The sequence below is a fragment of the Enterovibrio gelatinilyticus genome, from assembly GCF_028683095.1.
Classification (GTDB): domain Bacteria; phylum Pseudomonadota; class Gammaproteobacteria; order Enterobacterales; family Vibrionaceae; genus Enterovibrio; species Enterovibrio gelatinilyticus.
This window is the reverse complement of sequence record NZ_JAJUBC010000008.1, coordinates 168507-194154: the sequence shown is the minus strand read 5'-3', so window position 1 is coordinate 194154 and position 25648 is coordinate 168507. Positions and strand designations below refer to the sequence as shown.

At 45.8% G+C, this 25648-nt stretch carries 18 protein-coding genes; 11 read left to right on the top strand and 7 right to left on the bottom strand.

The features are described 5' to 3' along the window. Positions 1–135 precede the first annotated feature (135 nt). Positions 136–1098, top strand: a complete 963-nt coding sequence (locus tag LRP50_RS09325; protein ID WP_274164185.1) for a transposase — start codon at positions 136–138, stop codon at positions 1096–1098. 259 nt (positions 1099–1357) lie between these two features. On the opposite strand, the gene LRP50_RS09320 is transcribed toward LRP50_RS09325, so the two are convergent. Further along, positions 1358–2215 (bottom strand): adhesion domain-containing protein, encoded by an 858-nt coding sequence (locus LRP50_RS09320; protein ID WP_274164184.1) that lies wholly within the window; start codon positions 2213–2215, stop codon positions 1358–1360. Positions 2216–2571: 356 nt separating this feature from the next. Between LRP50_RS09320 and LRP50_RS09315 the strand changes: the two genes are divergently transcribed. Then, complete coding sequence (locus tag LRP50_RS09315) at positions 2572–4590, top strand: alkyl/aryl-sulfatase (protein WP_274164183.1); 2019 nt, start codon at positions 2572–2574, stop codon at positions 4588–4590. 207 nt (positions 4591–4797) lie between these two features. On the opposite strand, the gene LRP50_RS09310 is transcribed toward LRP50_RS09315, so the two are convergent. The 3 genes from LRP50_RS09310 to LRP50_RS09300 form a co-directional block, all read right to left on the bottom strand. Next, the gene (locus tag LRP50_RS09310) at positions 4798–6189 is read right to left on the bottom strand and encodes an MATE family efflux transporter (RefSeq protein WP_274164182.1); all 1392 of its coding nucleotides are present in this window, start codon (positions 6187–6189) and stop codon (positions 4798–4800) included. A 101-nt stretch (positions 6190–6290) separates the two neighbouring features. Continuing rightward, the gene (locus tag LRP50_RS09305) at positions 6291–6998 is read right to left on the bottom strand and encodes an acyltransferase (protein ID WP_274164181.1); all 708 of its coding nucleotides are present in this window, start codon (positions 6996–6998) and stop codon (positions 6291–6293) included. A 14-nt stretch (positions 6999–7012) separates the two neighbouring features. Next, a complete protein-coding gene (locus LRP50_RS09300) occupies positions 7013–7954 on the bottom strand; it encodes a glycosyltransferase (protein ID WP_274164180.1) in 942 nt (313 codons plus the stop codon). Positions 7955–8817: 863 nt separating this feature from the next. On the opposite strand from LRP50_RS09300, the gene LRP50_RS09295 reads away from it, so the two are divergent. The 6 genes from LRP50_RS09295 to LRP50_RS09270 all read left to right on the top strand — a co-directional run bounded on the left by LRP50_RS09295 (position 8818) and on the right by LRP50_RS09270 (position 17954). Then, positions 8818–10452, top strand: a complete 1635-nt coding sequence (locus tag LRP50_RS09295) for an ABC transporter substrate-binding protein (protein ID WP_274164179.1) — start codon at positions 8818–8820, stop codon at positions 10450–10452. Between the two features lie 48 nt (positions 10453–10500). Beyond that, entirely contained in the window at positions 10501–11481 is a 981-nt protein-coding gene (locus LRP50_RS09290; RefSeq protein WP_274164178.1) for an ABC transporter permease, read from the top strand. 3 nt (positions 11482–11484) lie between these two features. Continuing rightward, on the top strand, positions 11485–12456 hold the full coding sequence (locus LRP50_RS09285) for an ABC transporter permease (protein WP_274164177.1): 972 nt from the start codon (positions 11485–11487) through the stop codon (positions 12454–12456). Next, the gene (locus tag LRP50_RS09280) at positions 12456–13409 is read left to right on the top strand and encodes an ABC transporter ATP-binding protein (RefSeq protein ID WP_274164176.1); all 954 of its coding nucleotides are present in this window, start codon (positions 12456–12458) and stop codon (positions 13407–13409) included. Before LRP50_RS09285 ends, LRP50_RS09280 begins: the two co-directional genes overlap by 1 nt. Before the next feature lie 18 nt (positions 13410–13427). Then, positions 13428–14396 carry an ABC transporter ATP-binding protein gene (locus tag LRP50_RS09275; protein ID WP_274164194.1) on the top strand — a complete coding sequence of 323 codons (969 nt, stop codon included), beginning with the start codon at positions 13428–13430 and terminating at the stop codon, positions 14394–14396. Positions 14397–14498: 102 nt separating this feature from the next. Next, entirely contained in the window at positions 14499–17954 is a 3456-nt protein-coding gene (locus LRP50_RS09270; protein ID WP_274164175.1) for a hypothetical protein, read from the top strand. 126 nt (positions 17955–18080) lie between these two features. Here LRP50_RS09270 and LRP50_RS09265 read toward each other — a convergent pair whose 3' ends face one another. Further along, positions 18081–19127 (bottom strand): LacI family DNA-binding transcriptional regulator, encoded by a 1047-nt coding sequence (locus tag LRP50_RS09265; RefSeq protein ID WP_274164174.1) that lies wholly within the window; start codon positions 19125–19127, stop codon positions 18081–18083. Positions 19128–19527: 400 nt separating this feature from the next. On the opposite strand from LRP50_RS09265, the gene LRP50_RS09260 reads away from it, so the two are divergent. Then, complete coding sequence (locus LRP50_RS09260; RefSeq protein WP_274164173.1) at positions 19528–20421, top strand: alpha/beta fold hydrolase; 894 nt, start codon at positions 19528–19530, stop codon at positions 20419–20421. Positions 20422–20456: 35 nt separating this feature from the next. On the opposite strand, the gene speB is transcribed toward LRP50_RS09260, so the two are convergent. Further along, positions 20457–21374: an agmatinase gene (speB, locus tag LRP50_RS09255; RefSeq protein ID WP_274164172.1), complete on the bottom strand. Its 918-nt coding sequence runs from the start codon at positions 21372–21374 to the stop codon at positions 20457–20459. 293 nt (positions 21375–21667) lie between these two features. Here speB and LRP50_RS09250 point away from each other — a divergent pair, with 293 nt between their 5' ends. After that, on the top strand, positions 21668–22867 hold the full coding sequence (locus tag LRP50_RS09250) for a patatin-like phospholipase family protein (protein WP_274164171.1): 1200 nt from the start codon (positions 21668–21670) through the stop codon (positions 22865–22867). 142 nt (positions 22868–23009) lie between these two features. Here LRP50_RS09250 and LRP50_RS09245 read toward each other — a convergent pair whose 3' ends face one another. Continuing rightward, on the bottom strand, positions 23010–24644 hold the full coding sequence (locus LRP50_RS09245) for a methyl-accepting chemotaxis protein (protein ID WP_274164170.1): 1635 nt from the start codon (positions 24642–24644) through the stop codon (positions 23010–23012). Positions 24645–25106: 462 nt separating this feature from the next. Between LRP50_RS09245 and LRP50_RS09240 the strand changes: the two genes are divergently transcribed. Continuing rightward, on the top strand, positions 25107–25442 hold the full coding sequence (locus tag LRP50_RS09240; protein WP_017014763.1) for a zinc ribbon domain-containing protein YjdM: 336 nt from the start codon (positions 25107–25109) through the stop codon (positions 25440–25442). Positions 25443–25648 lie beyond the last annotated feature (206 nt).

The following is a 25648-nucleotide window of genomic DNA, read 5'->3' as shown; positions in this document are numbered from 1 at the left end:
CCCTAAGAAAATCATAGTGTTGTCAGTTTCAGCGTCTTGCGTTTCTTGGCTCATAAACGTGCTTTGAAGATGAAGGGCAAGTGGTTGAGCGATATGCTCACTGCATTGTTCAATTGTTAGCCATTTAAATTTTCAATGACAAAAGCCCGATCGTCTCTTATCAGTGTTGACGCCACGCCTTACTATCACTGCGTTTCGCGCTGTGTGCGACGCTCGTTTCTTTGTGGCTATGATGACAAATCCCAGCAAAGCTATGAGCACCGCAGAGAATGGATTGAAAAACGTCTGTTAGCGCTGGCAAAGGCATTTTGTATCGATATTTGTGCTTACGCGATTATGAGCAATCACTACCACGTCGTGTTACATATCAATACGGAAAAGGTCAAAAGACTGCCACCGTACCAAATCGTTGAGCGGTGGCTGACGTTTCATCAAGGCCCCGCACTTGTTCAGCGCTTCATGCAAGGAGATAAACTCTCCGATGCCGAAACAGAACGATGCAGCGAAATCATAGAAGTTTGGCGAGAGCGTCTTATCTCAATCAGTTGGTTTATGCGGTTACTCAACCAGCACATCGCCTCAGAGGCCAACCGCGAAGACAAATGTACAGGTCATTTCTGGGAAGGGCGATTCAAAAGCCAGGCGCTATTGGATGAAAAAGCCTTAGCCGCTGCCATGGCGTACGTGGATTTAAATCCGGTACGAGCTGCAATGGCGGAAACACCAGAAACCTCAGAGCACACGTCCGTCAAGGCGCGTATTGAATCGCTGAAGAAAGCAGAAATTACTGCTGCCCACTTATTCCCGTTTGCAGGAAACCCGCGACAAGACATGCCTGATGGCATCCCCTTTCGGTTGATGGATTACCTCACGCTTGTTGATTGGACAGGTAGACAAATCCGAGATGATAAAAGAGGGAATATAGACAATACGCAGCCATCATTGCTTGAACGGCTGGGCTTTGACAGTGAAAACTGGTTAAGCACCTGCACATGTATAGAGCTAGGAAGCATGATTGGCACAGAATCGTCACTGAAAGCGGCGTTACCTGACTTGCATCGTAAACGGCTTTCTGGCCTTCGGCTGCCTGAGCGTTAATTCTTCTTCCTTTCGTAAACACATCCACTTATCAGGTAACGGCCTGAGACTTCTGTGTGACGAAAAACGCCATATTCAATCAGCTGTCGACTGCAATACCAACAATCGCTAAATAATACTCACTTCTGAGATTCCAACCACCGAATTAGCCAGTGATTGGGCTCGTCTTTTTAACTATTATTAGGGTGTGTGTCCCCCTGTATTCCTGAATTTGTCATTGTTTCAAACTTAAATATTTGGCGTACATTTTTGGGATAATTCAACTTTCAGATACACAACTCCCGTAATCGTATCCAATGGTATTCAAAGTGGACGAGGTGCCAGTATTCAAAGATATGTCGCTATATTCTTGCCCTGATTGAGTCAAGCTTTGGTAGTAGTAATATGTAGGCCACCCATGGTTAGCAAACATATTTCCCCTGTCTGTATACAATCCGGTTAGCTGAGAAAGGCTGGGCATGGTCCAGTTACTTCGATTCGCAAATTTAAGGCTGCTCAAATGCGAGCACCATTCCGCGATACTGAACCAGTTAAATCGAATGAACATACCGCCGTTTGGTCCATAAGAACCATTTTCTAGGTAGCTTGCATCGAGATATTTATATCCCAGTGCTTTTACGGCCGTATAACTCGGTGTTGCGGTAAACCAGTTGCCGTTGTTGTCTTGTGCGATTTTCACACAAGCGCCTATCGCATTCGAATTGTCAGTGTCGTTAACTGCTGTCGAATAGCTATTGCCATAACTATGACCACAGACAACGGAGTCGATAACGTTGATACCGGATGATTGGCCTGTATTGTCACCTATCGACGCGGTAACGTCTGTTACCCCTGCCTCTAATGGAACAAGCTTTCCTGCACTGTCTATGGTTGCAATAGCACTATTAGAAGTTTCCCATTGAACGTCTGATGTGATGTCTACAACGGTTCCATTACTGTAACGACCGCTTGCTTGAAACTGCAATTCAGTGATGAACGTCGTTGTTGGCACCGATACTTCTATTTGGACGAGTGTGATTTCAGTGCTTGCAGGAACGTTAATAACGTTTTCTTTGTTGCAGCCCAAGATTGATGTGCTAAGTGCGATGATGATTGATACAACATGTCTCGAGTGCATTTGCTGCCCGCCCTCATTAAAATTACTCTTCTTACACGGCTTTTGTCTTAAAAGTAGTAATCGATTTCCATTATTACAATAAAACGAGTGGCAGCTTTTACAGTGAAATGGCTTGAATGCTGTTTTTTTCCTAGCGATTTATCGCAATCGCAATATTTCTATTCCTCTTTCGTCAGTGTTGCTACAACACTCTACTATCGGTGGTGATAGGGCTCGTTGTTGTCATGTCGATCCGACTATGGGTCTATTAATACATAACAAATCGTGATGTATTAACTAAATCTATATGTATATATCGTGATGAGTTGAAGCGGTAAATTGTGTTCATAGCAAAAAACGACAGAGAGAGAATATCTATGAATACACGTTTTGCACCTTCTACCCTAGCACTCGCATTAATGGTTTCCTTCAGCGCGTCAGCGGATTATGCCAGTTTAGAAACGTACAAAGGAAAGCCAGCTACGGAACAAACAAAGCAAGCCAATGCAGAACTAGCAAAGCAACTGCCTTGGCAAGATGCCTCAGCGTTTGAGCGCACTCAGCGTGGTTTGATTGCAGAATTCGGCAGCCACCAAGCCGGCGAGTTGAAGCAACGATTTGACTACATGGACACCATGAATGTGGATGAATTGCCTGACACTGTGAATCCGTCAATCTGGCGTCAAGGTATGCTCAATTACACCGCAGGTGGTCTGTATGAAGTGACCGATGGCGTGTATCAAATTCGCGGTGCCGATTTGTCCAACATGACTATTTACCGCACCGACAATGGTTATGTGATTCACGATCCATTGTTATCACGAGAAGCGGCGGCCGCTTCATGGGAGTTTGCCAAGCTGCATTTGCCGAAAATCAAAGGCGAACACAAAATCACAGGTATGATCTATTCGCACATGCATGCTGATCACTTTGGGGGTTCACGCGGCATTCTCGAATCTGGTGACATGGTAAAAGACGCACAGATTTACGCGCCGAAAGATTTCATTAAAGAGCTTGCTGATGAAAACGTGATTGCAGGCACCGCCATGGGTCGTCGTGCAAACTATCAATATGGCACAACGTTAGACAACAACCCTCAGGGGATTGTCGATAATGCACTTGGCTTGGGCACGTCGCGTGGAGAAGTGACCTTGGTTGCGCCGACGCAAGAAATTCAACCGCGTGAAAAAGAAATCACCATTGATGGGCTAACATTCCACGCGATTAACATGCCAGGGGCAGAAGCACCCGCTGAAATCGTGCTTTATGTACCGGAATATCGATCACTGAATACTGCTGAACTGACTTATGACGGTATGCACAATATCTATACGTTCCGTGGCGCGAAAGTGCGTGATGCACTGGTGTGGACCAAATATCTCACTGAACTCAAGCTGCGCTTTGTGGATAGCGGGCTGGTAGACAACATTCATGCTGCGCACTCGGCACCTGTGTGGAATGATGCTGACACGAAAGTGAATGAAATCTCAGAGTATATGGCTCTGCAGAGAGACAACTATGGCTTCATTCATAACCAATCTATGCGTTTAGCCAACCACGGTGTCACTGTTCACGATGTGGGTCGTGAGATTGAAAAAATTGTGCCGCAAACACAAAAAGACACCTGGCATACCAACGGGTATCACGGCTCTTACAGCCATAACGCAAGAGCAGTGGTCAACCTGTATCTTGGTTACCATGACATGAACCCAGTGAATACTAACCCACTGCAGACAACAGAAAAATCGTGTGTTTATGTAGAAGCCGCAGGTGCGGATACACTGTATAAAGCAGGCAAAGTCCACTTTACGAACGGTCAATACCAAGAAGCATCGCAACTGTTCAATGATTTGGTTCAATGCGACCCAAGCAATATTGATTATCGCTTTGCATTGGCAGACAGCTTTGAACAGCAAGGTTATCAATCAGAAACCATGGCTTGGCGAAACTCTTATCTACAAGGCGCGGTAGAACTGCGTACTGGTGAGATTCAGCCGTCAGTGAAAATTGCATCAGCAGACGTGATTGCAAACACACCAACGGGCATGTTCCTCGATTTTGTCGCGGTGAAACTTAACGCAGAAAAAGCAGAACTTGCCAACTTAGACTTCCGTTTTGCGGTCTCGCACCCTGAACTAGATGAGCATTACTACGGTGAAGTCTCTAACGCTAACATGGCGAATATCCAAGTAGAGCAGTTACCACAAACTGATGTGGCACTATCTGTGAGCAAGAGTGACTTCACGCAAGTCGTCTTGGGTAAAACAACGTTAGACGCATTGGTGAAAGAGGGTAAAGCGACACTGAAAGGGGACGCCAGCCTAATAACGTCACTGGCAGTGACTTTGGATGAGTTTGATGGATTGTTTGAAATTCTACCTATGCCAAAGTCATAGTTAATAAGCAAGCAAGCAAGCAAGCAAGCAAGCAAGCAAGCAAGTAAATAGATAAGTTATCATAAAAAATCCCTCAGCCTTGACTGAGGGATTTATGTTAGTGCTGTCTATTTCGTGAATACCGAGTATCTGTGTTCACGGTTCAATGAACCACTTCAATGTATAAGCAAAGCGCCTCTGTTAATACAACCAAAAGAGAGGAGCTTCCTAGTTTAAACCTTCAGCTAAATTTCTCACCCAGCGGTTGCTATTCAAGCGCCAAACACAAATTAACACTTTAATACCTTCTTCGAGCAACACTAGCCCAAACAGATAGATAGGATCGACGTTAAGAACATGCGTTAGCCAATAAGCACAAGGCAATAGGAAAACCCACTGCGCAAGAACATCCGTGATCAAGCAAAAACGCGCGTCACCTCCAGCTCGGAGTATGCCGACAATCAACATCATTGATAGACTTTTAACGATCAGTGAAACCGCCATAATGTTGTAAAGGCCAGCTGTCATTAGTTCGGCAGCAGTCGTAACGTCATTGTGGAAAAACATCGACAGCACGAGCGATTTCAATGCCATCAATAGCGCTGCACTGACCACACCAATGCCCACGCTCATAACGAGATGTTGCCTTATGGTAGTCGGTAGTTGATCGTGCTGATTGGCGCCTACCAAATTACCGACCAATACGGAGCCGGCCGTGGCTAAGCCAATTAACAGTGACATGGCCAAGGCTTCGATAGGGGCAAGTACGGACAGTGCCACGAGTAAGTTAGGATCGCTATATCCTAAAATGGCATGAAACGCGAAAAGACCCGCAGCCCATACAACACTGTTTACGGCGGCAGTTGCAGACAGTTTGGTGACAACGAGAAAATCTTGCCAGGTAAGGTGTTTGAATAACGAAACAGGGAAATAGCTCAGGAGGTGGTTTTTTGATTTCAAATAGAGATAAAGAACGACACACTCTATAAAGGCACTGAGTAAGGTTCCCAGAGCAGCCCCTTTTATGCCCATTGCAGGCATTCCAAAATGACCAAAAATAAATACCCAGTTCAAAGCTAAGTTCAAGATAACACCAATGAAACTGACTTTGGTTGCGATGCCAGGCTGATGCATTGACCTCAGCCCGCAAGCGATACTGGAAGCGTAAGCAAAACAAAACAAGCTCAATGCGATGATTTGTAAATAGTCACTGCCTTTGCTGATGATTTCTGGAGACTGTGTTCCCAATGACATCAGTAATGATGGTGCAAAGAAGAGCACGATGAAGAAGACAAAAGAAACAGCCGCGCTCAATACTAGCGTGATGAAGATGGTGTTATGAAACTTTCGTTTACCATCTTCAGTTTTCACTCCAAAGCATTGGGCGGCAATTTGACCGCCGCCAATACTCAACCCAATGATAAAAAAACTGATGATCATTTGGGCCTTTGCTGCTAAGCCAATGGCTGCAATATCAAGTTCACTGAGCGTGCCAAGCATCAGCGTATCGACGGTACTTTTACTGGAAAATATTGCGGTTTGAAGTGCGACTGGCACTGCGAGTGCAAGTAGAGTTTTATATTGGTGAAAGTGCGAGAGATAACGAGTGATCAATGCCATGGTGTCGTCCATGTTTTTAAAAGCGGAGCGAAGCAGATCCTTCATAGATATTGAAGGTGTAGATCTTCTTTATGAATAAAGTGAAGGACCTGCAGAAAGGGTTAAGAGGCGATATCTAACTGTTGAATCGCTTCTTCGCGAGGAACGTATCCATCCAGTTTCTTGACGATTTTTGCGGGGTTGCCCATTGCAATGCAATTGTCCGGAACATTTTGGTAAACCACACTGTTTGCGCCAATCACTGCGTTTTCACCAATGGTCACACCTTTTAATATGGTAACGCCCATTCCGATCCATGCGTTGTCTTTGATGGTGACTTTTGCAGAGCGAGTACGCGCAGCATCATCGTTTTGCCAACGGTTGGTGACGGGGTGCCCACTGCTATCCATAATGGTCACTTTAGGGCCGAACAGAACCTGATCTCCAATCTCGACATGCTCGTAAGAGACAATAACGGTTCCCTGCATGACACAACCGTTACCAATTGTAATTTTACCTGCTGGCTGATTGTTTACTTTAATTGCTGTCAGCCTGACTGGGCGGTTTTCGAATGCGAGATTGTCTTCTGAATAAAGCACCGTTCCCTGACCGATAGTAATACTGTTGTTGAAATCTTCTTGCTGAATCAGCGAATACTGCGCATCACGGTGGTAGTCGTCAGAGTCACGCACCAAAGTAAACGCAAAGTGCGGCGCACCAATGATATGCGTGTCTTTTTGTACAAGAATTTGATTTCGATACTGACTTTTTATGTCATCAAAGGTTTTTCCAGCAGCAACAGGAAAAATATTTTCGTAAACACAAGGCATTGAAAGACCCCTAATTATTCTGTTGGCGCGATATCTGTCGTCTTTTTAGGGCGATTCAAGTACAGAGAGCTATCAGCCATCGGGTGATTAGGGCTTTCTTTTAGAACCTTAATGAGCTTGTTCAACGGAAGGTCATTAATTTCGTGGTCAAGGTTGTAGTAGCTGGTTTGCCATATATCATATTTGTCATGAATCAGTTGCGCGGCACTCTTCGAGCTTTCACCGGTGTCGTGAACTTCTTTTGGATGCGGCCAATGGAAAGAAGCCATGGATTTATCAACGATGAACATATTGTTGTTTAGAAACAAGCGAACGCCTAGATCGACATCCTCCCCGCCCCAGCTGTTAAAACGTTCGTCAAACATTCCTGCTTTGATGAGCTGTTGGCGTTCGGCAGACACATGGCATGTCCAAAATAGGTCAAAGGGTGCAGGCCAGTCACAGATATTAGTGCCAAGCTCGTCGTATTGAGATTGACGAATATCATAAGCACCTTGTTGGTCTAGCTCGGATAAAATGGCGTCGACATTGTTTGGGCTAATGACAGACTCCATCTTCTTGACGCCTTCTTCATCTAGGTCAAACCCATAGACGTATCCAACAATAGCAATAGGGTGCGTTGATACTTTGTGGCGGAACAAATGCTCTTCGAGTGTACCTGAAGCAAGGAGCACGCCAGTGTCTAGGTAAACAACATATTTGCCTTCAGCGATAGCTGTACCAACATTTCGCGCTTTCCCAGCTCGAAAGCCTTTGTCTTCCTGCCAGAAATACTTAATGTTTAATCGATTTGAAAATGACTTTGCTATGATTTCGGAATCATCAGAACCGCCGTCATCTATTACAATCACTTCAAAAGATTCGGGTGAAAGTGTTTGTTCAATAAATGACGTTAATGTGTGTGAAAGTAATTTAGAACGATTATATGTTGGAATGACAATGCTTATTTCGATCATGCTTAGAACCCTACAGATTAAATGCTCAACTGGCAGTGAATGCTACGGTGGTCTCTAAGTTTGTTCAATGTCTCATTTTTTGAAATATGGTTTGCGTTAAGAGTAATTAATTATTTAAACCCTTTAAAAACAAATGCTTGTAATCATGTCTAGCTTTTTGGTCTTATTGTTATTTTGCGACCAAAATCTCGTTATATGTGATATTCAATGTAATTGATAGTTAGAGTGCTAACTACTTTCTGTTGGTTAAACAATGAGCGAAATTACATTTATCGAGGTTGTAAATATTTAAACTGAAGCCGATATAAATATATTTTTCGTATGGAAATATATGATGTGAATGTAAATCATACATTCATGCCAAATGTGAATATATTTGTTGGTTAATATGTAAGAGGTTAGGGGGATGTGTATACCATTGCTCCGATATGAGTACTTTGTAAAGTGGCACTGTATTGGAGATCTCACAATATCCGCTCCAGGATACTGCCTCAGGATCTCGCGAAATATAATGCTAATACCCTAGTGAAGGCTCCAATGCCGCTATTCATCCTCAATAATTTGCGATTTAATCCACACATCGTACTGCAATGATGAAACCAGTCTCATTTATGATAATTCGAGTAATTCAGCACTAACGCATTTGTGACCAATGTTGCAAAAAGGTAAAACGCACCTTGTTGATGACCGGCAATTTCCTAATATCAGGCATCAAGAAAGCGCTTTCTTTGTGTTTTGTAGTGACGCACAACTGTATTGGGGTTAGCTACACTCAAAAAGAGAAAGAAATGATTGGGCCTGTAAATGCGAAGTGAGACATGACGTTAGCAGGTTGAGCGTTAATAAAGACATAGGACGGTAAGATGCAAAACAAGACACGACTCGCTTCTCTGGTTTGTGGCGTACTGCTTAGTGCAGGCGTCCATGCATCCGATGTTAAGCAGGGTGGAACGCTCAATGTGCCTATTATTACGACTGGCTTTGTAGAAAACTTTAACCCTTATACGTCCAAAGATGTTTTTCACGGCACTATGTTTGAGCCACTCATGGTGTTCAATAATATGACGGGAGAGACGAACTTTCGTTTAGCTGAATCCGCCACATATTCTGACGACCTAAAAGTCATCACACTAAAGCTACGCGATGGGTTGGCATGGTCTGATGGCGAATCGTTAGATGCTAGCGATGTGGTCTTTAGCTTTGTATTGACACAAAAATTCCCTGCATTTGATTTGAAAGGAATTTGGTCTGGCGGGAACCTTCAGTCGGTTGAAGCCACTGATCCTCGAACTGTGGTATTTACGTTGGCAAATCCAGACTCTACCTTTATGTGGAATCTGGAAAAATACCACATTGTTCCCGAGCACAAATGGGCAGACGTTGAAAACCTCACCACGTTCACTAATCCAAACCCTGTGGGTAGCGGCCCAATGACGACAGTGAAGTTCCTTAAGTCTCAGCAAATGGAACTTTGCCGTAACCCTCATTATTACCTTGAAGGTCGTCCTTACCTTGATTGTGTGAGTTTCCGCTCTTATAACGACAACTCCCAAATCCAACCTGCTCTTATGAAAGGTGAAGTGGACTGGGGGTCAAACTTTATCGCGGACATCGAATCTACATTCGTTGAGCGTGACAAAGAGAATAACCATTTTTGGTACCCAGCGAATGACGCTATTCACCTGTACTTAAATACCAAGAAAGCACCATTTGACGACGTGCGAGTTCGCCAGGCGTTATCAATGGCGCTTGATCGCGACCTCATTGTCGATATCGCTGCTTATGGTTATCCCACTGCCAACTTTAACGCGGGCGGTATCGGCGAGCTTTATGAAACCAACATCAATAAAGACATCACTAAGAAATTCCGTCATTTGACAGAATTTAATCCAGACCAAGCAAAAGCCTTGCTGGACGAAGCAGGCCTTAAAGATCTGGATGGTGATGGATACCGTGAAAAACCAGACGGCTCAAAGCTTTCATTCAATATTGAAGTGGTTAATGGTTGGACAGACTGGATCCAGGTGGTGCAGATGGTCACCGAGTTCTATGACGAAATTGGTATTGAGTCGGAAGTGAAAACTGTCGATTGGGCGGTATACGACAAGAATTTGAAAGAAAGCAATTATGACGTAGCGATTAACTGGTCAATGGTGGCAACCAATCCGATTATTGCTTATCAAGAGTATTTTTCTGCATCTCGTGTAGGCAAGGGCTGGCATGCAGGTCACGGTGTTAATGACCCAAAAATTGATGCGTTGATTGATAGCTTTGGCAAGACTGGTTCACCGGAAGAACAAAAAGCGATTCTTGACCAGTTGCAAACGTTCACTGCCGAGCAGCTTCCGTTCATTCCGTTGTTCTCAAACCCGACTTGGTTCCAGTACAGCACCAAGAAGGTAGAGGGTTGGCCTACCAAAGAAAACCCATATGTACAGCCTGTTTGGTATGACGGCGGGAAGCGAGTGATTATTTTGAATAATTTGCACCTTAAATAACCATACTGCCGATCCTCTTTCGATAGAAGACGAACAAGGAGCACGACGATGCCATTCCTGTTGCGGCGGTTTATGTTTTATTTTTCCGCCTTTTTGATCGCGATTACGTTCAACTTTATGTTGCCACGTATGATGCCGGGTGATCCGGTTGAAGCCTTATTTGCGGCATCGCAAGGAAGGATGGATCCCGCTCAAATGGACGCCGTTCGTGAAATGTATGGCTTTCTCGATGGCAATGTTTTCGAGCAATATCTGGCATACATTAAAAGTGTGTTCACGCTCGACCTTGGGCCATCTGTACTGATGTTTCCTGTCAATGTGTCTGATGTGATAGCCAATGCATTGCCGTGGACACTGTTTCTAGCGCTGGGCTCGTTGATTGTGTCTCTGATCATTGGCGTAAGTATCGGCACGTATGCGTCTTACCGTCGAACCGGATTGTTTGGTCAAGTTGTTCCACCTGTATTGGCGTTTATCAGTAACTTCCCATATGTCGTGACGGCTCTGTTCTTGTTCTACATTTTTGGCCTGAAGTTAGACATGTTGCCACTCGCGTATACCTACGACCCTTCATTGGATCCGGGTTTCACATTCGAGTTCATTGGTAGCGTACTTGAACATGCCATTTTACCAGTTGGCTCAATGGTGCTGGTGGGTATTGCATCTTGGGTGTTCAACATGCGTAACGCCATGATCAATGTCTTAGGCGAAGACTACGTGACCATGGCCGAAGCCAAAGGGTTGAGCAGTTATCGTGTCATGAGCCGCTATGCGGGTCGCAATGCAATCTTGCCTGTTGCTACGGCAATTGCTATGGCGATTGGTTTTTCCTTCGCCGGCTCAATCATGACGGAAGTGGTTTTCAACTATCAAGGGCTTGGTAATATTCTTTTAAAAGGCATTGTGGCGCGAGATTACCCGCTGATCCAGGCCATTCTGTTGATTTTGGTGACCGCTGTATTGTTGGCGAATTTCGTCGCTGACTTGTTGTATGTCTGGCTTGATCCACGCATTGCGAGTGAGGGTTAAGTGATGGATAAAACAGTCGAAGTTGGCCAAAACCAAGCGAAAACTCCGAATAACGGCCTACAAAAGTTGAAGCGTATTTTCGGTTCTATCTATGCGTTTTTCTACGGCAATCCGCCAGCGATCATTGGAACGCTGTTGCTCTCTATGGTGTTGATTGGGGCGATATTTGCCAATGTGCTAGCCCCGTATTCACCAGAAAAACGTGTTGCGAGGCCGCACCAAGAACCGAGCGCCAAATACGTGATGGGAACAACACGCAGTGGACGTGATGTATATAGCCAAGTATTACATGGCGCACGGAAAACGCTCACCGTGTCTTTGTTTGCGGGCCTGATTGCGATGAGCATCGCTGTTGCTGTGGGCGTATCTGCGGGGTACTTCGGCGGCAAGATTGATGAGAGATTGAATTTTCTAACCAATGTGTTTTTGGTTTTTCCGCAGCTCCCCTTGCTCATTGTGCTCGCCGCCTTTTTGGGGCAGGTGGGGTCTGTGGTGATAACGATTTTACTAGGGTTGACCTCCTGGCCGTGGGGGGCGCGTGTTATCCGTGCGCAAACCATGGCGATACGCAACAAAGAATTCATCCTTGCCGCAGAGGTAATGGGTGAGTCTAAGTTCCGAATCATTATGGTCGAGATTTTGCCTAACCTTGTCTCCATTGTGTTTGGCGGCTTCTTGGGTGCTGTCATTTATGCGATGGGCTCCGAGGCAGGGTTGGGTATTTTAGGCTTGGGCGACGCAACCGAAGTGAGCTGGGGTTCCATGCTCTATTGGGCGCAGACGTCCTCGGCGCTTTACACCGGCGCGTGGTGGGAAATGATGGTGCCAGCGTTGGCACTCGCTATCACGGGTGGTGGACTAGCGTTAATCAATATGTCGATAGACCAAGTGAGCAATCCGAAGTTGAAAACGGGTCCTCATATGAAGTTGTGGCATAAATTGAAAAAAATCGCTGACAAGAAGAGGGGTTTGTAATGTCAAAATTACTTGAAATCAACAACCTCTGTGTTGACTACGTGTCGCCAAATGGCATCGCGAGAGCGGTTAACAATGTCAGCATATCGATTGCTGAAGGGGAAACTCTGGGTATTGCGGGTGAGTCAGGGTGCGGAAAAAGCACGCTCGCCTTTGCAATTTCGCGCCTACATAAAGCCCCCGCGTTGATCTCTGAAGGGGAAATCCTCTACAAAGGTCAAGACGTACTGAAAATGAACGATAAAGCACTGCGTGAGTTCCGCTGGAACGAAGTGTCTGTGGTGTTTCAAAGTGCTATGAATTCGCTCAATCCCGTTATTACCATTGGTGAGCAACTGACTGATGTGATGCTGGCCCATAAGAAAGTAACTCCAAAGCAAGCGTATGAAAAAGCGGCTGAATTGCTGCAAACCGTGGGTATTCACCCTGATCGCTTGTCAGCATTTCCGCATCAATTGAGTGGTGGGATGCGCCAACGCGTGGTTATTGCTGTTGCACTCGCGCTAGAACCGAAGCTCATCATTATGGATGAACCAACAACAGCCTTGGATGTGGTGGTTGAGCGAGAGATCTTGAATGAGCTTTACGATCTTAAAGCCAAATTTGGCTTTTCTATTCTGTTCATCAGCCATGATTTGAGTTTGATGGGCGAAATTGCTGACCGCATCGGCGTGATGTACGCAGGAAACATGATTGAACTGGGTGAAGCTAAAACCGTATTTAGTGAGCCACAGCATCCCTATACACAAGGGCTGATTTCATCGTTCCCAACCATTCATGGACCGAAAGAGCGCCTTTATGGCATTCCTGGAAATCCTGTGAATCTGCTTCAAATCCCACAAGGCTGCAATTTTCAAGCACGCTGTAGCCATTGCTTTGAACCATGTACTGAACATGAACCCGTGCTAAAAACGATTGCTCCTGAGCATCATGTTTCGTGTCATTTGGTATAGGGAGGCTTGAGAATAATGATGGATACTAACGAGCCAATTCTCTCTATCAAAAACCTAGTGATGGATTTTCGCATTGGGCATTCAAAGTCTAATTTGATGCGGGCTGTGAACGATGTGTCGTTTGACCTTAACAAAGGCGAAGCCCTCGCGATTGTGGGTGAGTCGGGGTCAGGCAAAAGTACGGGTGCGCGCATTCTCAGTCGTATTTACAAAGAAACGTGCGGCAGCATTACCTTTAAAGGTCAGTCTCTCACTGACTATGTGTCCGAGTATGGCGAATTGGAATACGCCCGACAGGTACAAATGATATTCCAAGACCCATTCAGTTCGCTGAATCCGGTACACAATATTTATCATCATATTGCACGCCCATTGCTTATCCATAAGCGTGCGAATAAGCAGAACCTTGCTGAGAAAGTGTATGCATTGTTAGAGCTTGTGGGCTTGTCGCCAGCCGTTGAAACCGCGCAGAAATTCCCGCATGAACTCAGTGGAGGGCAGCGCCAACGTGTTGCCATTGCGCGAGCTATTGCTGTTGATCCTGAAGTGATCTTGGCAGATGAACCGATTTCCATGCTAGACGTATCAGTACGTCTTGGCATTTTAAATTTGATGGCAGATCTCAAAGAGAAACATGGGATCGCCTTCATGTATATCACACACGATATTGCAACAGCGCGCTATTTTGCCGAGAAGACCGCAGTTATGTATGTGGGTCATATGGTGGAATGGGGTGAAAGTGACAGCGTGACTCAAAACCCGCAACATCCTTACTCTAAGTTACTGTTATCTGCAGTGCCGGAAGTAGGAAAAGCAGGACGTCGCGATTTGTCGGTTAAAAAAGGTGATATTCCGCTATGGAAACCTAGCAGTGTCGGATGCCCGTTTGCTTCACGTTGCCCAATAGCAACTGAAGTGTGTACGCAATCTATTCCAGAGGCGACGGTTGTTCGTCCTGGGCATTATGTTAGGTGTCACCACCTCTAAATCGCTTTATACTAGAAATGTCCCGATGGGAGATTGGCGTCTGCATCGGGATATTATTTAACTAGAAAAGAAAGCGCTTTCTTTTTGTAGGAACCAAGAAATATGGACAAGTGTTTTAAGTTGACAACTGCACCCGTGAAAGGGCAATTCGTGGATAGTAAGGGTGAGCGCTTCTATCGCATCGAGAATGTTGATCACATGCCTGCGTTTTTTATGAGCGTAGTGTCGGCCAATGATCATTGGTTGTTTGCATCCTCAACAGGCAGTCTGTCCGCCGGGCGTGGAAATCCAGAAAATGCGATTTTCCCGTATCGTTCGGTCGATTTAATTCATGAGAGTGCGGATAATACCGGCCCTAAAACGTTCATCCGCCTAGAAGATGACGGCGGTGACGTAGTGACATGGGAACCGTTCAATCCGCAACACGATGGAAAGTTTTCAGTTATCCGTAATCTCTATAAGAGCATCACGGGTGACAAAGTTATTTTCGAAGAAATTAACCAAAGCCTGCGCTTAACTTTTCAGTACAGCTGGGAAAGTGGTAACAGTGTTGGGTTTGTTCGTCGCAGTGAGTTAACCGACTTCTCCGGTGAAACGCGTATTGTCGAGATACTCGACGGTGTGCAAAACGTGTTGCCAAACAGCGCGCCAATGGCTGCGTTACAAACACGTAGTGCATTGGTTGATGCGTATAAATGGAATGAACGAGAGCAGGGTTCACCTTTGGCGCTCTACAGCATGTACGCCAAACTGAGTGACCGTGCAGACCCTGCAGAAGCCTTGCTGACTAACACTGTGTACAGCATTGACGACGATAAGGCTGAAATTCTGCTTTCTAGCCAGCAGCTTCCTGCGTTTAAACGTGGTGACCTGCTCGACGATGAAACGCTTACCCGCGGTGTGCGTGGTTCTTACTTTATTCATAAGGTAGTGACACTTCGAGGCGGCGAGTCCAACCAATGGCTATTGGTGCTGGACACCGGTAAAGATCACGCAGACATCGTGGCGCTGCGTGAGCAACTTAGTGACAAAGCGGCATTGCTGGATCACGTTGAACAAGATATTGCAGCAAATAGCAAAGAACTCGTCGAGTTAATCAGTGCGGTTGATGGCTGGCAGTTCTCGGCTGATGAAGCAACCAGCAACCACCATTATGCCAACGTATTGTTCAATACCATGCGTGGTGGTGTATTTGAGCAAGGTTATACACTGCGTAAAGAAGACGTGGTGAATACCGCCTTACAAACGAATCAATATGTTTACCAGCGTAATAAAGCGTTCTACAACTCGCTGCCTGAGCGTTTCACGCAGAGTGAACTGATCAAGCTAGCTGAACAAGCTGATGATATTCAATTGGTACGTTTGTGCTACGAATACTTGCCATTGACCTTTGGACGTCGTCACGGCGATCCAAGTCGTCCGTGGAACCATTACGACATTAAGGTGAAGGACAAAGAAGGTAACCCATTGTTGGCTTACCAAGGCAATTGGCGAGACATTTTCCAGAACTGGGAGGCGTTGGCCCTCAGCTACCCGGGTTACCTACGTTCTTTCATTGCTAAATTTGTGAATGCCTCGACGGTTGATGGCTATAACCCTTATCGCATCACCAAAGATGGAATCGATTGGGAAGTCCTTGAGCCGGATGACCCATGGAGCAACATTGGTTATTGGGGTGATCATCAAATCATCTATTTGCAGAAGTTCCTAGAATGGTCGGAGCGCTTCGAGCCTTCACAGCTCTCTGCGAACTTAACGCGTGAAATCTATAGCTACGCCAATGTGCCGTACGTGATTGGCGATACGCGCACGTTGTTTGAAACACCCAAAGACACCGTGTCGTTCGATACTGAGCTTCAAGCGAAAACAGAAAAGCTCACCTCCATGATCGGTAGCGATGGCAAGCTGTTGTTAGACTCAGACCGTGAAGTGTATTTGGTTAACTTGTCAGAAAAGCTTCTGGTGCCGCTGTTATCAAAACTGAGCAATTGGGTTGTTGATGGTGGGGTATGGCTGAATACACAGCGCCCAGAGTGGAACGATGCGAACAATGCCATTGTTGGTAATGGTTTGTCGATGGTGACGTTGTACTACATGCGTCGCTACGTTGAGTTTCTGCAGGGCGTGTTTGAGGATGCACCTGAGAAAATCCGCTTGTCTTCGGAAGTCGCGACTTGGCTAAAGGAAACCACGGATATTCTGAACACTGCGTTGCGTGATGTGAAGAAAAAAGCGGTTACACGTCAAACCAAGCACAAATTGCTGACTGAGCTGGTTGAGGCTGCAAGTCGCTATCGTCATCAGGTTTATCATCAAAATGGTTTCTCAGGTAAAGAGCATGTCGACCTATCTGAGATCTCAGCATTGCTATCAACGAGCCTAGATCTTCTGCATAGCAGTACGTTGGCCAATGTACGTGAAGACGGTTTGTTCAACGCGTATAACGTTGTTCAATACAGCAATGAGTCCGTTGAATCATTGCCTCTGTATCCGATGCTAGAAGGCCAAGTGGCGGCATTGAGTTCTGGTGCATTGAGCAGTGCTCAGGCGGTGTCTCTGCTTGATCACTTATTTAGCAGTGACATGTATCGTGCAGATCAGAAGTCATTCATGTTGTATCCAGATCGTGAATTGCCAGCCTTTATGAGCCGTAATTGCATTTCTTCAGGTGCCGTGAGAGAGCACGAGCTTTTGTCCGAAATGCATGCGAAAGGCGATAAGCGCATTATCAAATGTGATCAGAATGGCGGATTCCATTTCCGAGCAGATTTTGAAAATGCAGGTTCGTTGAAAGAAGCGCTTGGTGAGGTGCGTGGAGAATATGCGCACATCGTGGATGCAAAATTCGATGATGTGCTAGCGCTTTACGAAACGGTGTTCAATCACAAGGAGTTCACGGGTCGCTCTGGAACCATGTTCGGCTATGAAGGTCTTGGATGTATCTACTGGCATATGGTGTCTAAACTATTGCTTGCTGTGCAAGAGGTGTACTTCACGAGCTTCAACGACAAGCCTGACAGTGATGAAACCAAAGCATTGGCTGCGCATTATTATCGTGTACGTGAAGGCATTAGCTTCAACAAAACACCAAGCGAATATGGTGCGTTCCCTGCAGACCCATATTCGCACACGCCGAAACATGCCGGTGCTCAACAGCCAGGTATGACAGGGCAAGTGAAAGAAGAAATCATCACGCGCTTTGGTGAGTTGGGTGTGCTTGTTGAACAAGGGGCGATTCGCATTGCGCCATCACTGCTGAAGAAAAATGAGTTCAGTGTGAAGCCTGCAACATTCGATTTTGTTCGTCCAGATGGCACATTAGCAGAGGTGCCATTGAATGCGGGTGAACTTGCGTTTACCTATTGTCAGGTGCCTTTCTTGTACCGCTTGAGCGACAAGCAGCAAATGCAAATCGTTGTCAAAATGAAGTCAGGCGAAGTCATCGCATTGGATGGTACAACCCTTTCTGCGGCCATCTGCAAACACATATTTACGCGTACTGGCGACGTGGAAAGTGTGTCGGTTGATTTGCCTGAAAGCGTACTCTACGCGAGTTAAACTGCGTGATGTCTCTACAAATAAAAACAGCCGCAAATGCGGCTGTTTTTTTATATTTTTCTTGTGTGGAAATGCATTGAAAAAGGGTCAACCGGAATCATTCGGTGTCCTGTTTACGACAGTGGCTTATGAGCTTGCCTGACGTAACGCATCGACGGATTCATTGTGCTCAGTGCTGATGTTATTGACTGAACCGCGCTCCATCAACGTAGGAAACAATCGCTTAGTCACATTTGTGAGCGGTTTGTTATTAAGGATGTTGAGTACGCCCTTTGCTGCTTCGCAAGCCATTTCTTCCAAAGGGAAGTTGATGGTTGAAAGACTCGGTGTCATGTATTGGCTGTAGGCGTGGTTATCAAACCCGACAATGGAGATGTCTTTGCCAACTTGGAGTCCGCGATCATGGCATACACCATAAGCGGCAAGGGCGATGCTGTCATTGAGACAGAAGATGGCAGTAATGTCATCACCTCTGTCCATCAAACGACGAATAGCCGTGTCATTGCCGTCATGATCAAAGCGACCTTCAATTACCAAGTTTTGATCATATGTGATGCCATATTTCGTCAATGCATTGCGATAACCTTGAAGGCGTTCTCGGCTATCAATTTTACTCAACTGGCCCGTAATACAACCAATGCGGCGGTGACCATTCTTGATTAGATACTCTGTGGCAATGTAGCCACCCCATTCGTTATCCATGCAGATGCATTGATCTGAAATCTCTGGAATGTAGCGGTTCATCAGCATGGTGGCGGGGGTTTTATCGACGATTTTTAAGATGTCAGCATCGCTCAGCATGTCTGAGGTTAATACCAAACCGTCTATTTTTTTCGCGTTGAGAAAATGAATAGACTCTTGTTCTTCATCATATTGCTCATGACCACTAGTAATGATCAAATGGTAGTTTTGCTTTCGTACCACTTTCTCTACATGGTGCATCAAAGGGCCGAAATAGGGGCCATCGAATGTGCCGACAAGCATCCCAATGCTATGTGAACGATTGGATGCAAGTGCTTGGGCGAATGCATTGGGCTGATACCCCAGCGTTTCAATGGCTTCAAAAACCTTAACGCGGTTTTTCTCCTTGACGGATGCATGGCCATTGAGTGCTCGTGACACGGTTGACTGAGAAACGTTTGCGAGCTCAGCCACCTCTTTTATGGTGATCAAAAGTATGTTCCTTTTCGTACCTTATGCGTCTCAATTTGCTAGTGGTGTGAGACTTACCCTAAACTGCTATTCAACCGCCAAACAAAGAATTTTCACCTTCCGTGACGTTTGAAATTGAATTGTTATCTAAGGCATTGCCTCAGAAAAAGCATCCTCGCCCGTTTGAATTACCGCGTCTTTAAGCATGCAACCGATACTTTTGACATGAATGACGACTGATTTCTAGTTTGAAAGCGCTTGCACCTGACTTAAATGAGGGTGTTTACATTTTTGATACTGACGTCTTTATTAAGTGTCATCGTTAGAGGACATTCTGAGAGGAAAATAATTTATTTTTCATTTGATGTTGAGAAATTGTGAATTAGGTCAAATAATTTAAGATTCATGGGGAGTGATGAGTATGTCCGAAATGTTGCAACAGTATCCAATCATTAATGGGAAAGAGATCCATGTGAGAACATGGAACCCTGAAGGCGGGGAAACGGTGATCTGTTGGCATGGGTTGGCGCGCAATAGCATTGATTTCGTCGCGATTGGTGATGAGCTTGCCGCTAAGGGATATCGCGTTATCGCTCCGGATACTTTGGGGCGAGGGCTATCTCAATGGGCAGAGTCTCCTAAGTGTGAATACAGTTATGCCAACTACCTTGAAATGGCGACGGCGATCATGGATTTCTATCGCTGTGAGCGCGTGCACTGGGTAGGCACTAGCATGGGGGGATTGATTGGTATGCTGCTGGCTGCAAGCGATGATGAGTGTGAGCGGATAGGATCGCTGGTTCTCAATGATATTGGCCCGGAAGTCCCCACCGATGCGCTTAAGCGCATTGTTAGCTATGTGAAGGAATCCATGGTCTTTCAGCGCTATAGCGAGATTAACCAATATCTACAGACGCTCTATCAACCGTTCGGACCCCACACATCTCAAGAGTGGCAGTTAATGATTTCGGCCTCCATCAGACGCCTAGATGGGGGCGGTTATACCACACACTATGACCCTCAAATTCTTGCAGGCTACGACGCCAATGCGCCTGTTTTGAACTTGTGGCGACAATTTGCAAAGTTAGCGCAACCGACGATGCTCATGCACGGTTTACATTCGGACGTGCTCACCAAAGACATTGTTAAGCGCATGCGCGAAGTCCAACCACATATGGCCGTCAATTACTATTTGGGCTGTGGTCATGCTCCCAATCTCTTCTACCCGTCGTATCGAAAAGATGTTGTCCACTTTATCGAGAATCATTCGTTAATTGATAACAGGGTCATCGAGCCAAATAGGGACGCGAGTTAATTTCACGAAGCGACAGTTAAGGCGTTGACGCCCCTTTATGGCTTGGATGCCCAAAGGTGCAAAAGTTCTGTGGCAATGGTCGCCCCAGCTAACGCTGTGATGTCTGAATTGTCGAAGGAAGGACTGACTTCCACGACATCCATCCCCACTAGGTTGATCCCGCGCAGTGAACGCAATATACGTAGTGCTTTGTCTGATGTAATGCCGCCAATGACGGGTGTGCCAGTCCCGGGTGCGAAGGCGGGATCTAAGCAGTCGATATCAAAAGTTAAATACACGGGCAACGTTCCGACCAACGCTTTTATATGGTTCGCGATATCGTCTGGTGTCATGTCGTTGGCAGATTCTGCACAAATCACATTGAACTCATGGTTGTCTCGGTCATAGTCGGTGCGAATACCAATTTGAACTGACGACGATGGGTCAATCAGCCCTTCTTTGGGGGCGTGATAGAACATGGTGCCGTGATCGTAACGACTGCCTTGGCTATAAGTGTCCGTGTGCGCATCAAAATGAATCAGTGCCATCTGTCCAAATTTCGCATGATGGGCGCGAAGTAGTGGCAATGTGACAAAGTGATCACCGCCCAGTGTGAGCAAGGCTTTGTCTGATGCCAAAATTTGACCCGCTGCAGACGCAGCCATTTTGACGAAGTCTTCACTGTCTCCGCAACTAAACACCAGATCACCCGCATCGACGATATTGCAGCGATCTCTTAGATCAAATGGCCAAGGGTAACGAAAGGCTTCCCACGCCAAATTTACCGATGCACGTCGTATCGCATCAGGTCCTAATCGCGCCCCTGATCGGCCAGTTGTCGCCATGTCATACGGCATACCCAGTACCACGATATCGGCTTCGGTCGCGGTAGGGTCTTTCACCATGGGAAGACGAAGAAACGAGTAGGCATTGGAATATAGCGAATCGTCTTTTCTTTCAAATACGTTTTCCATAACTACCTCATAAAATGTTTAAGCCTCGGTGAATGGGTAAACAGCGCTAGTCACTGAATCGATAGCCTTCTTTTTTCAAAGTAGCAGGATGAAAAAAATGCTTTGTCTATTTTCTGCGGCAGCGGACAAATGGGTGCAAGCTTTGAAAGGTAAAGCCCCAAAGTGTGAGACTGGCTAGCTTGTTGTCTGGTGAACGGAAATCTTAACCATGATGTCTGACTTATTGGTCTATAAAGACTGCTAACTGCTGATTTATATACACATCATTTCCCTTTATAGACTAAGGACACAGTATGGCGACGACACGAAAAAAGAAAAAACCAACGGTATGTTTGGTGTTACAAGGAGGAGGGGCGTTAGGGGCTTATCACATTGGAGCTTATCAGGCGTTAACTGAGGCGGGATACACGCCTGATTGGTTCGCTGGCATTTCAATTGGCGCGTTGAATGCGGCGATCCTCGCGGGGAATACGCCAGAAAAACGACTAGGACAACTTGAAGCATTTTGGGAGCGGATTTCTCGACCAGGGACGGATATCGATATCCCTCCTTTTTTTGCGCAAGCATTTAATAGTGTAAGTGCGCAACAAGCGCTGATGTTTGGTCAGCCTGATTTCTTTACCCCCCGCCCAGTAAACCCATGGTTGGCGCCAGCGGGCGAAGGGGCAACAAGCTTTTATGATACAACGCCGCTGTTTTCGACGTTAAGTGATCTCGCTGATTTTGACATGATCAGTAAAGGCGCAGCGCGATTAACTGTTGGAGCCACACGAGTTACTGACGGCGAACTGGTCTTTTTTGATAGTAAGACAGATACGATTGAGCCCGCACACGCTGTGGCAAGTGGTTCTTTGCCACCAGGCTTTCCAGCAACGAAGATCGGTGAAGACCATTACTGGGACGGTGGTGTGGTGTCGAACACGCCGCTAAACGGCATTTTGGATCTTGCTGATGACGAAGAGTTGTTGATCTTCATGGTGGATTTGTGGAATGCCAACGGAGAGTTACCACAAACCATGAGCGAAGTGCTTTGGCGAGAAAAGGAAATTCAGTATGCCAGCCGATCATGTGAGCATATTGAAGCCTTGGTGGCTAAACGTAATCTTGACCAAATTCTGGCAACATCGCCTGAGATCATTGCCAGCCAACAAGTGCCTGACAAAACATCGCTCAGTGTCGGCAAGAAGATTGATATTGTGCATATCACGTTTGACCCGCTTCAGGGCCATATCCCGCTCAGTGATGCAGAGTTCTCTCGTCGTTCGATCCGTTTGCGTCGTGATAGTGGCTACGCTGACATGAAACAAGCTATTGAAGAATCGCCTTGGACACAAGACAACGAAGGATTGCCTGCGCATTTTTACCGTCGTCATCGTGATGGAAGTTGGTTGGAGAAAAAGCCGCAAACCAAGCTACAAACCAAGCCACAAAACAAGTCACAAGATAAGTCACAAGATAAGTCACAAGATAAAGCGTTAGATGAAGCCTCTTAATGAGTGAACTGATCAGTCTGTTGGCAGCCAAAAAATAGGCTGGTGAATAACGCAAAAAGCCCCAATCATGGGGCTTTTCACTTTCTCTCACAGGGCAGTGGTATATCGCGGGGATCAATCGCGATGATGTGGAGAATCTTTGCTATATCGCCTTTGACAGCTTAAAGCGTCCTACAGAGCGTTGGAATTGACTAACAAGACCATTCACTTCACGCGCCGAACCTTGCACATCGGCAGCGGATTGGTGATTGTTATTGGCCATGTCGGCAATATCTTGAATACGGTGTGCGAGTTCTTGGTTCGCTTGTGATTGCTCGTGGAGAGAGCGAGAGACCTCTTCAATAATATTGATGAGATCTTGTGATTTCTGGTGCATTTCACGGACGGTTTGTTCCGCCGAATGGGTTTGTGACATGTTGTCACTCACTACAAGTACACTATCTTCGATGTGGCTGACCGTGGTTTCGATACCGGATCGTAATTCTTGAATGGTTGATGCAATCTGCTTGGTCGAATCAGATGTTCGTACAGCGAGGTTTCGTACTTCATCAGCAACCACCGCGAAGCCGCGGCCTTGGTCGCCTGCACGCGCGGCTTCAATGGCGGCGTTTAACGCAAGTAAATTGGTTTGCTCTGCCACGTCATTGATGACACTGATGATGCCTTCAATTTCTTTGGAGTGCTGATCAAGCTCAGAAACAGCCGTGCTTGAGCGCTGGGATTTTTCTGACATTTGATCCATGTTGGCAATAGTACGCTGCATGCTGGTGGCGCCTGCTTGCGCTTGTATGCCACTCTCATTGGACAGTGATTTCATCGTGTCAGCATCATGGGAAATGGTGTTGATACTGGCTGCAAATTCTTCAACCAAGGCGGCAATACTGCCCGTGTCTTCTGATTGACGTGTAGACGCGCCAACAATGTGGTCAGATAGGTTCTCTAATTTGGATACTTCGTTGTTCAGATGATTTGCCCCAGATGCAATGCTGGTTAACGTCTCTTCAAAGGCGCTCATTAAGTTATTAAATGCGCGACCAAGATCTGCAATTTCATTCTTACCTTGAGGGCGGAAACGTACAGTGAGGTCGAGATTTCGTTCAGCATCTTGTAGCAAGCTTTGTAGGCGACTCATTGGTGTAGTGATGCTTTTTGTAATGGTGATTGAAATCGCCATCAAGACTAAGGCTATCGCGCCTACGAGAAGTAGTAGTCGTTGTACGTCCTGGTAGAACACCGCATCGACATCATCCACATATAGTCCAGTATTTAGTACCCAACCCCAAGGAGAGAAAGGCAGTGAGTAAGCCACTTTTGGGTAAGGTGTGTCGTCTTGGCCTGTTTTCTTCCAATGGTAAGTGACGAAGCCGCCGCCATTCGCTGCCATTCGAACTTGGTCACGAATGATATATACGCCATTGGTGTCTTTTAAATCCACCAGATTCTTACCGATCAGGTTCGCCGCGATAGGGTGGTGGACCATGTCTGAGTTCATGTTGTAAATCATGAAGTAGCCATTTTCACCATAACGCATGGCATCGAGCGCATTGATGGACTGTTGTTTAGCTTGCTCCATCGAGATGTCGCCATTTTGCGCTTGTTGATAATAACGTTGTACCAAACTTTGTGCGGTTTGGACTAACACTTGGATTTGGTTCTTGCGTTCATCCATCATGTTGTCCTTTTTCAGAACAAGAGAGATGGTGGTGACTGAAACCAAAGACAGCACAGCAATGGCAATGATGAGCGATAACCGTTGCCTAATCGACAGGGCATTCATAATCGTCGTCCTTAAGTGATAGTTAACTCACTAAATAAAATAGAAATTATCTGTATTGAATGTAGCACTCACGCATCGTCTTGCAGGGGATTCATCGGAGTGTTTGAGTAGGAGTTTGTAGCAATGAGCAGACGAATAAATGTTTGAATTAATGGACACTCAGGTACCTAAAGGGCTGCAGGCTGATAAGGTCATCATTGATTGGTTTGGTGAATTTTTTATTGCAAATTATGTCATTTAAGAAATGTGAACTAAGGCGGTTTGATAAGTAACTTTTGTTGGTGTGGTGTTGAAGAGTATCGATGAAATGTAGCGTTTAGAAATCGGCTTGGTAACCAAGTTAGGTGGCTGAAAGTATAATCCCATAAAAAGTGGGTGCTTATCATGTTTGGCGCTACCCGTCCTTGACCGATTGGTTTAGACTACCACCCTCTTTACCCATGTGAACCGAGGTAATCATCAATGTCTCTACCAAATTGCCCACAGTGCAACTCTGAATACACTTACGAAGATGGCGCATTATATGTATGCCCTGAGTGTGGTCATGAGTGGTCACAAGATGCATCTGCTGATGCTGACGACGTTAAAATCATCAAAGATTCTAACGGTAACGTCCTGCAAGATGGTGACACAGTCACAGTCATCAAAGACCTGAAAGTGAAAGGTTCTTCACTTGTGGTTAAAGTGGGTACTAAAGTTAAAAACATCCGTCTGGTAGACGGTGACCACGACATCGATTGTAAAATCGACGGTGTTGGCGCAATGAAGCTGAAATCTGAGTTCGTGAAAAAAGTGTAATCAACACTTAAATTAACTGATAAAGCCGCGCCTTGAAGTGAATTCAAGGCGCGGCTTTTTTGTACCTGCGTGTTTGCACTGAGAGATTTTTTGCCAGTGTTCGTTGACCTCTGATTCACATCAGCGACTTGCCTTTCTTAGCGCTGCTGAATATCGTCAAGAGTGAACGATTCTTATCGAGACTCGTACTGAAATGTAAATCACAC

Excerpts from the sequence above, each read along its gene's own strand:
- LRP50_RS09325 (WP_274164185.1), top strand. The coding sequence starts at position 136 with ATGACAAAAGCCCGATCGTCTCTTATCAGTGTTGACGCCACGCCTTAC.
- LRP50_RS09320 (WP_274164184.1), bottom strand. The coding sequence starts at position 2,215 with ATGCACTCGAGACATGTTGTATCAATCATCATCGCACTTAGCACATCA.
- LRP50_RS09315 (WP_274164183.1), top strand. The coding sequence starts at position 2,572 with ATGAATACACGTTTTGCACCTTCTACCCTAGCACTCGCATTAATGGTT.
- LRP50_RS09310 (WP_274164182.1), bottom strand. The coding sequence starts at position 6,189 with ATGGCATTGATCACTCGTTATCTCTCGCACTTTCACCAATATAAAACT.
- LRP50_RS09305 (WP_274164181.1), bottom strand. The coding sequence starts at position 6,998 with ATGCCTTGTGTTTACGAAAATATTTTTCCTGTTGCTGCTGGAAAAACC.
- LRP50_RS09300 (WP_274164180.1), bottom strand. The coding sequence starts at position 7,954 with ATGATCGAAATAAGCATTGTCATTCCAACATATAATCGTTCTAAATTA.
- LRP50_RS09295 (WP_274164179.1), top strand. The coding sequence starts at position 8,818 with ATGCAAAACAAGACACGACTCGCTTCTCTGGTTTGTGGCGTACTGCTT.
- LRP50_RS09290 (WP_274164178.1), top strand. The coding sequence starts at position 10,501 with ATGCCATTCCTGTTGCGGCGGTTTATGTTTTATTTTTCCGCCTTTTTG.
- LRP50_RS09285 (WP_274164177.1), top strand. The coding sequence starts at position 11,485 with ATGGATAAAACAGTCGAAGTTGGCCAAAACCAAGCGAAAACTCCGAAT.
- LRP50_RS09280 (WP_274164176.1), top strand. The coding sequence starts at position 12,456 with ATGTCAAAATTACTTGAAATCAACAACCTCTGTGTTGACTACGTGTCG.
- LRP50_RS09275 (WP_274164194.1), top strand. The coding sequence starts at position 13,428 with ATGGATACTAACGAGCCAATTCTCTCTATCAAAAACCTAGTGATGGAT.
- LRP50_RS09270 (WP_274164175.1), top strand. The coding sequence starts at position 14,499 with ATGGACAAGTGTTTTAAGTTGACAACTGCACCCGTGAAAGGGCAATTC.
- LRP50_RS09260 (WP_274164173.1), top strand. The coding sequence starts at position 19,528 with ATGTCCGAAATGTTGCAACAGTATCCAATCATTAATGGGAAAGAGATC.
- speB (WP_274164172.1), bottom strand. The coding sequence starts at position 21,374 with ATGGAAAACGTATTTGAAAGAAAAGACGATTCGCTATATTCCAATGCC.
- LRP50_RS09250 (WP_274164171.1), top strand. The coding sequence starts at position 21,668 with ATGGCGACGACACGAAAAAAGAAAAAACCAACGGTATGTTTGGTGTTA.
- LRP50_RS09245 (WP_274164170.1), bottom strand. The coding sequence starts at position 24,644 with ATGAATGCCCTGTCGATTAGGCAACGGTTATCGCTCATCATTGCCATT.
- LRP50_RS09240 (WP_017014763.1), top strand. The coding sequence starts at position 25,107 with ATGTCTCTACCAAATTGCCCACAGTGCAACTCTGAATACACTTACGAA.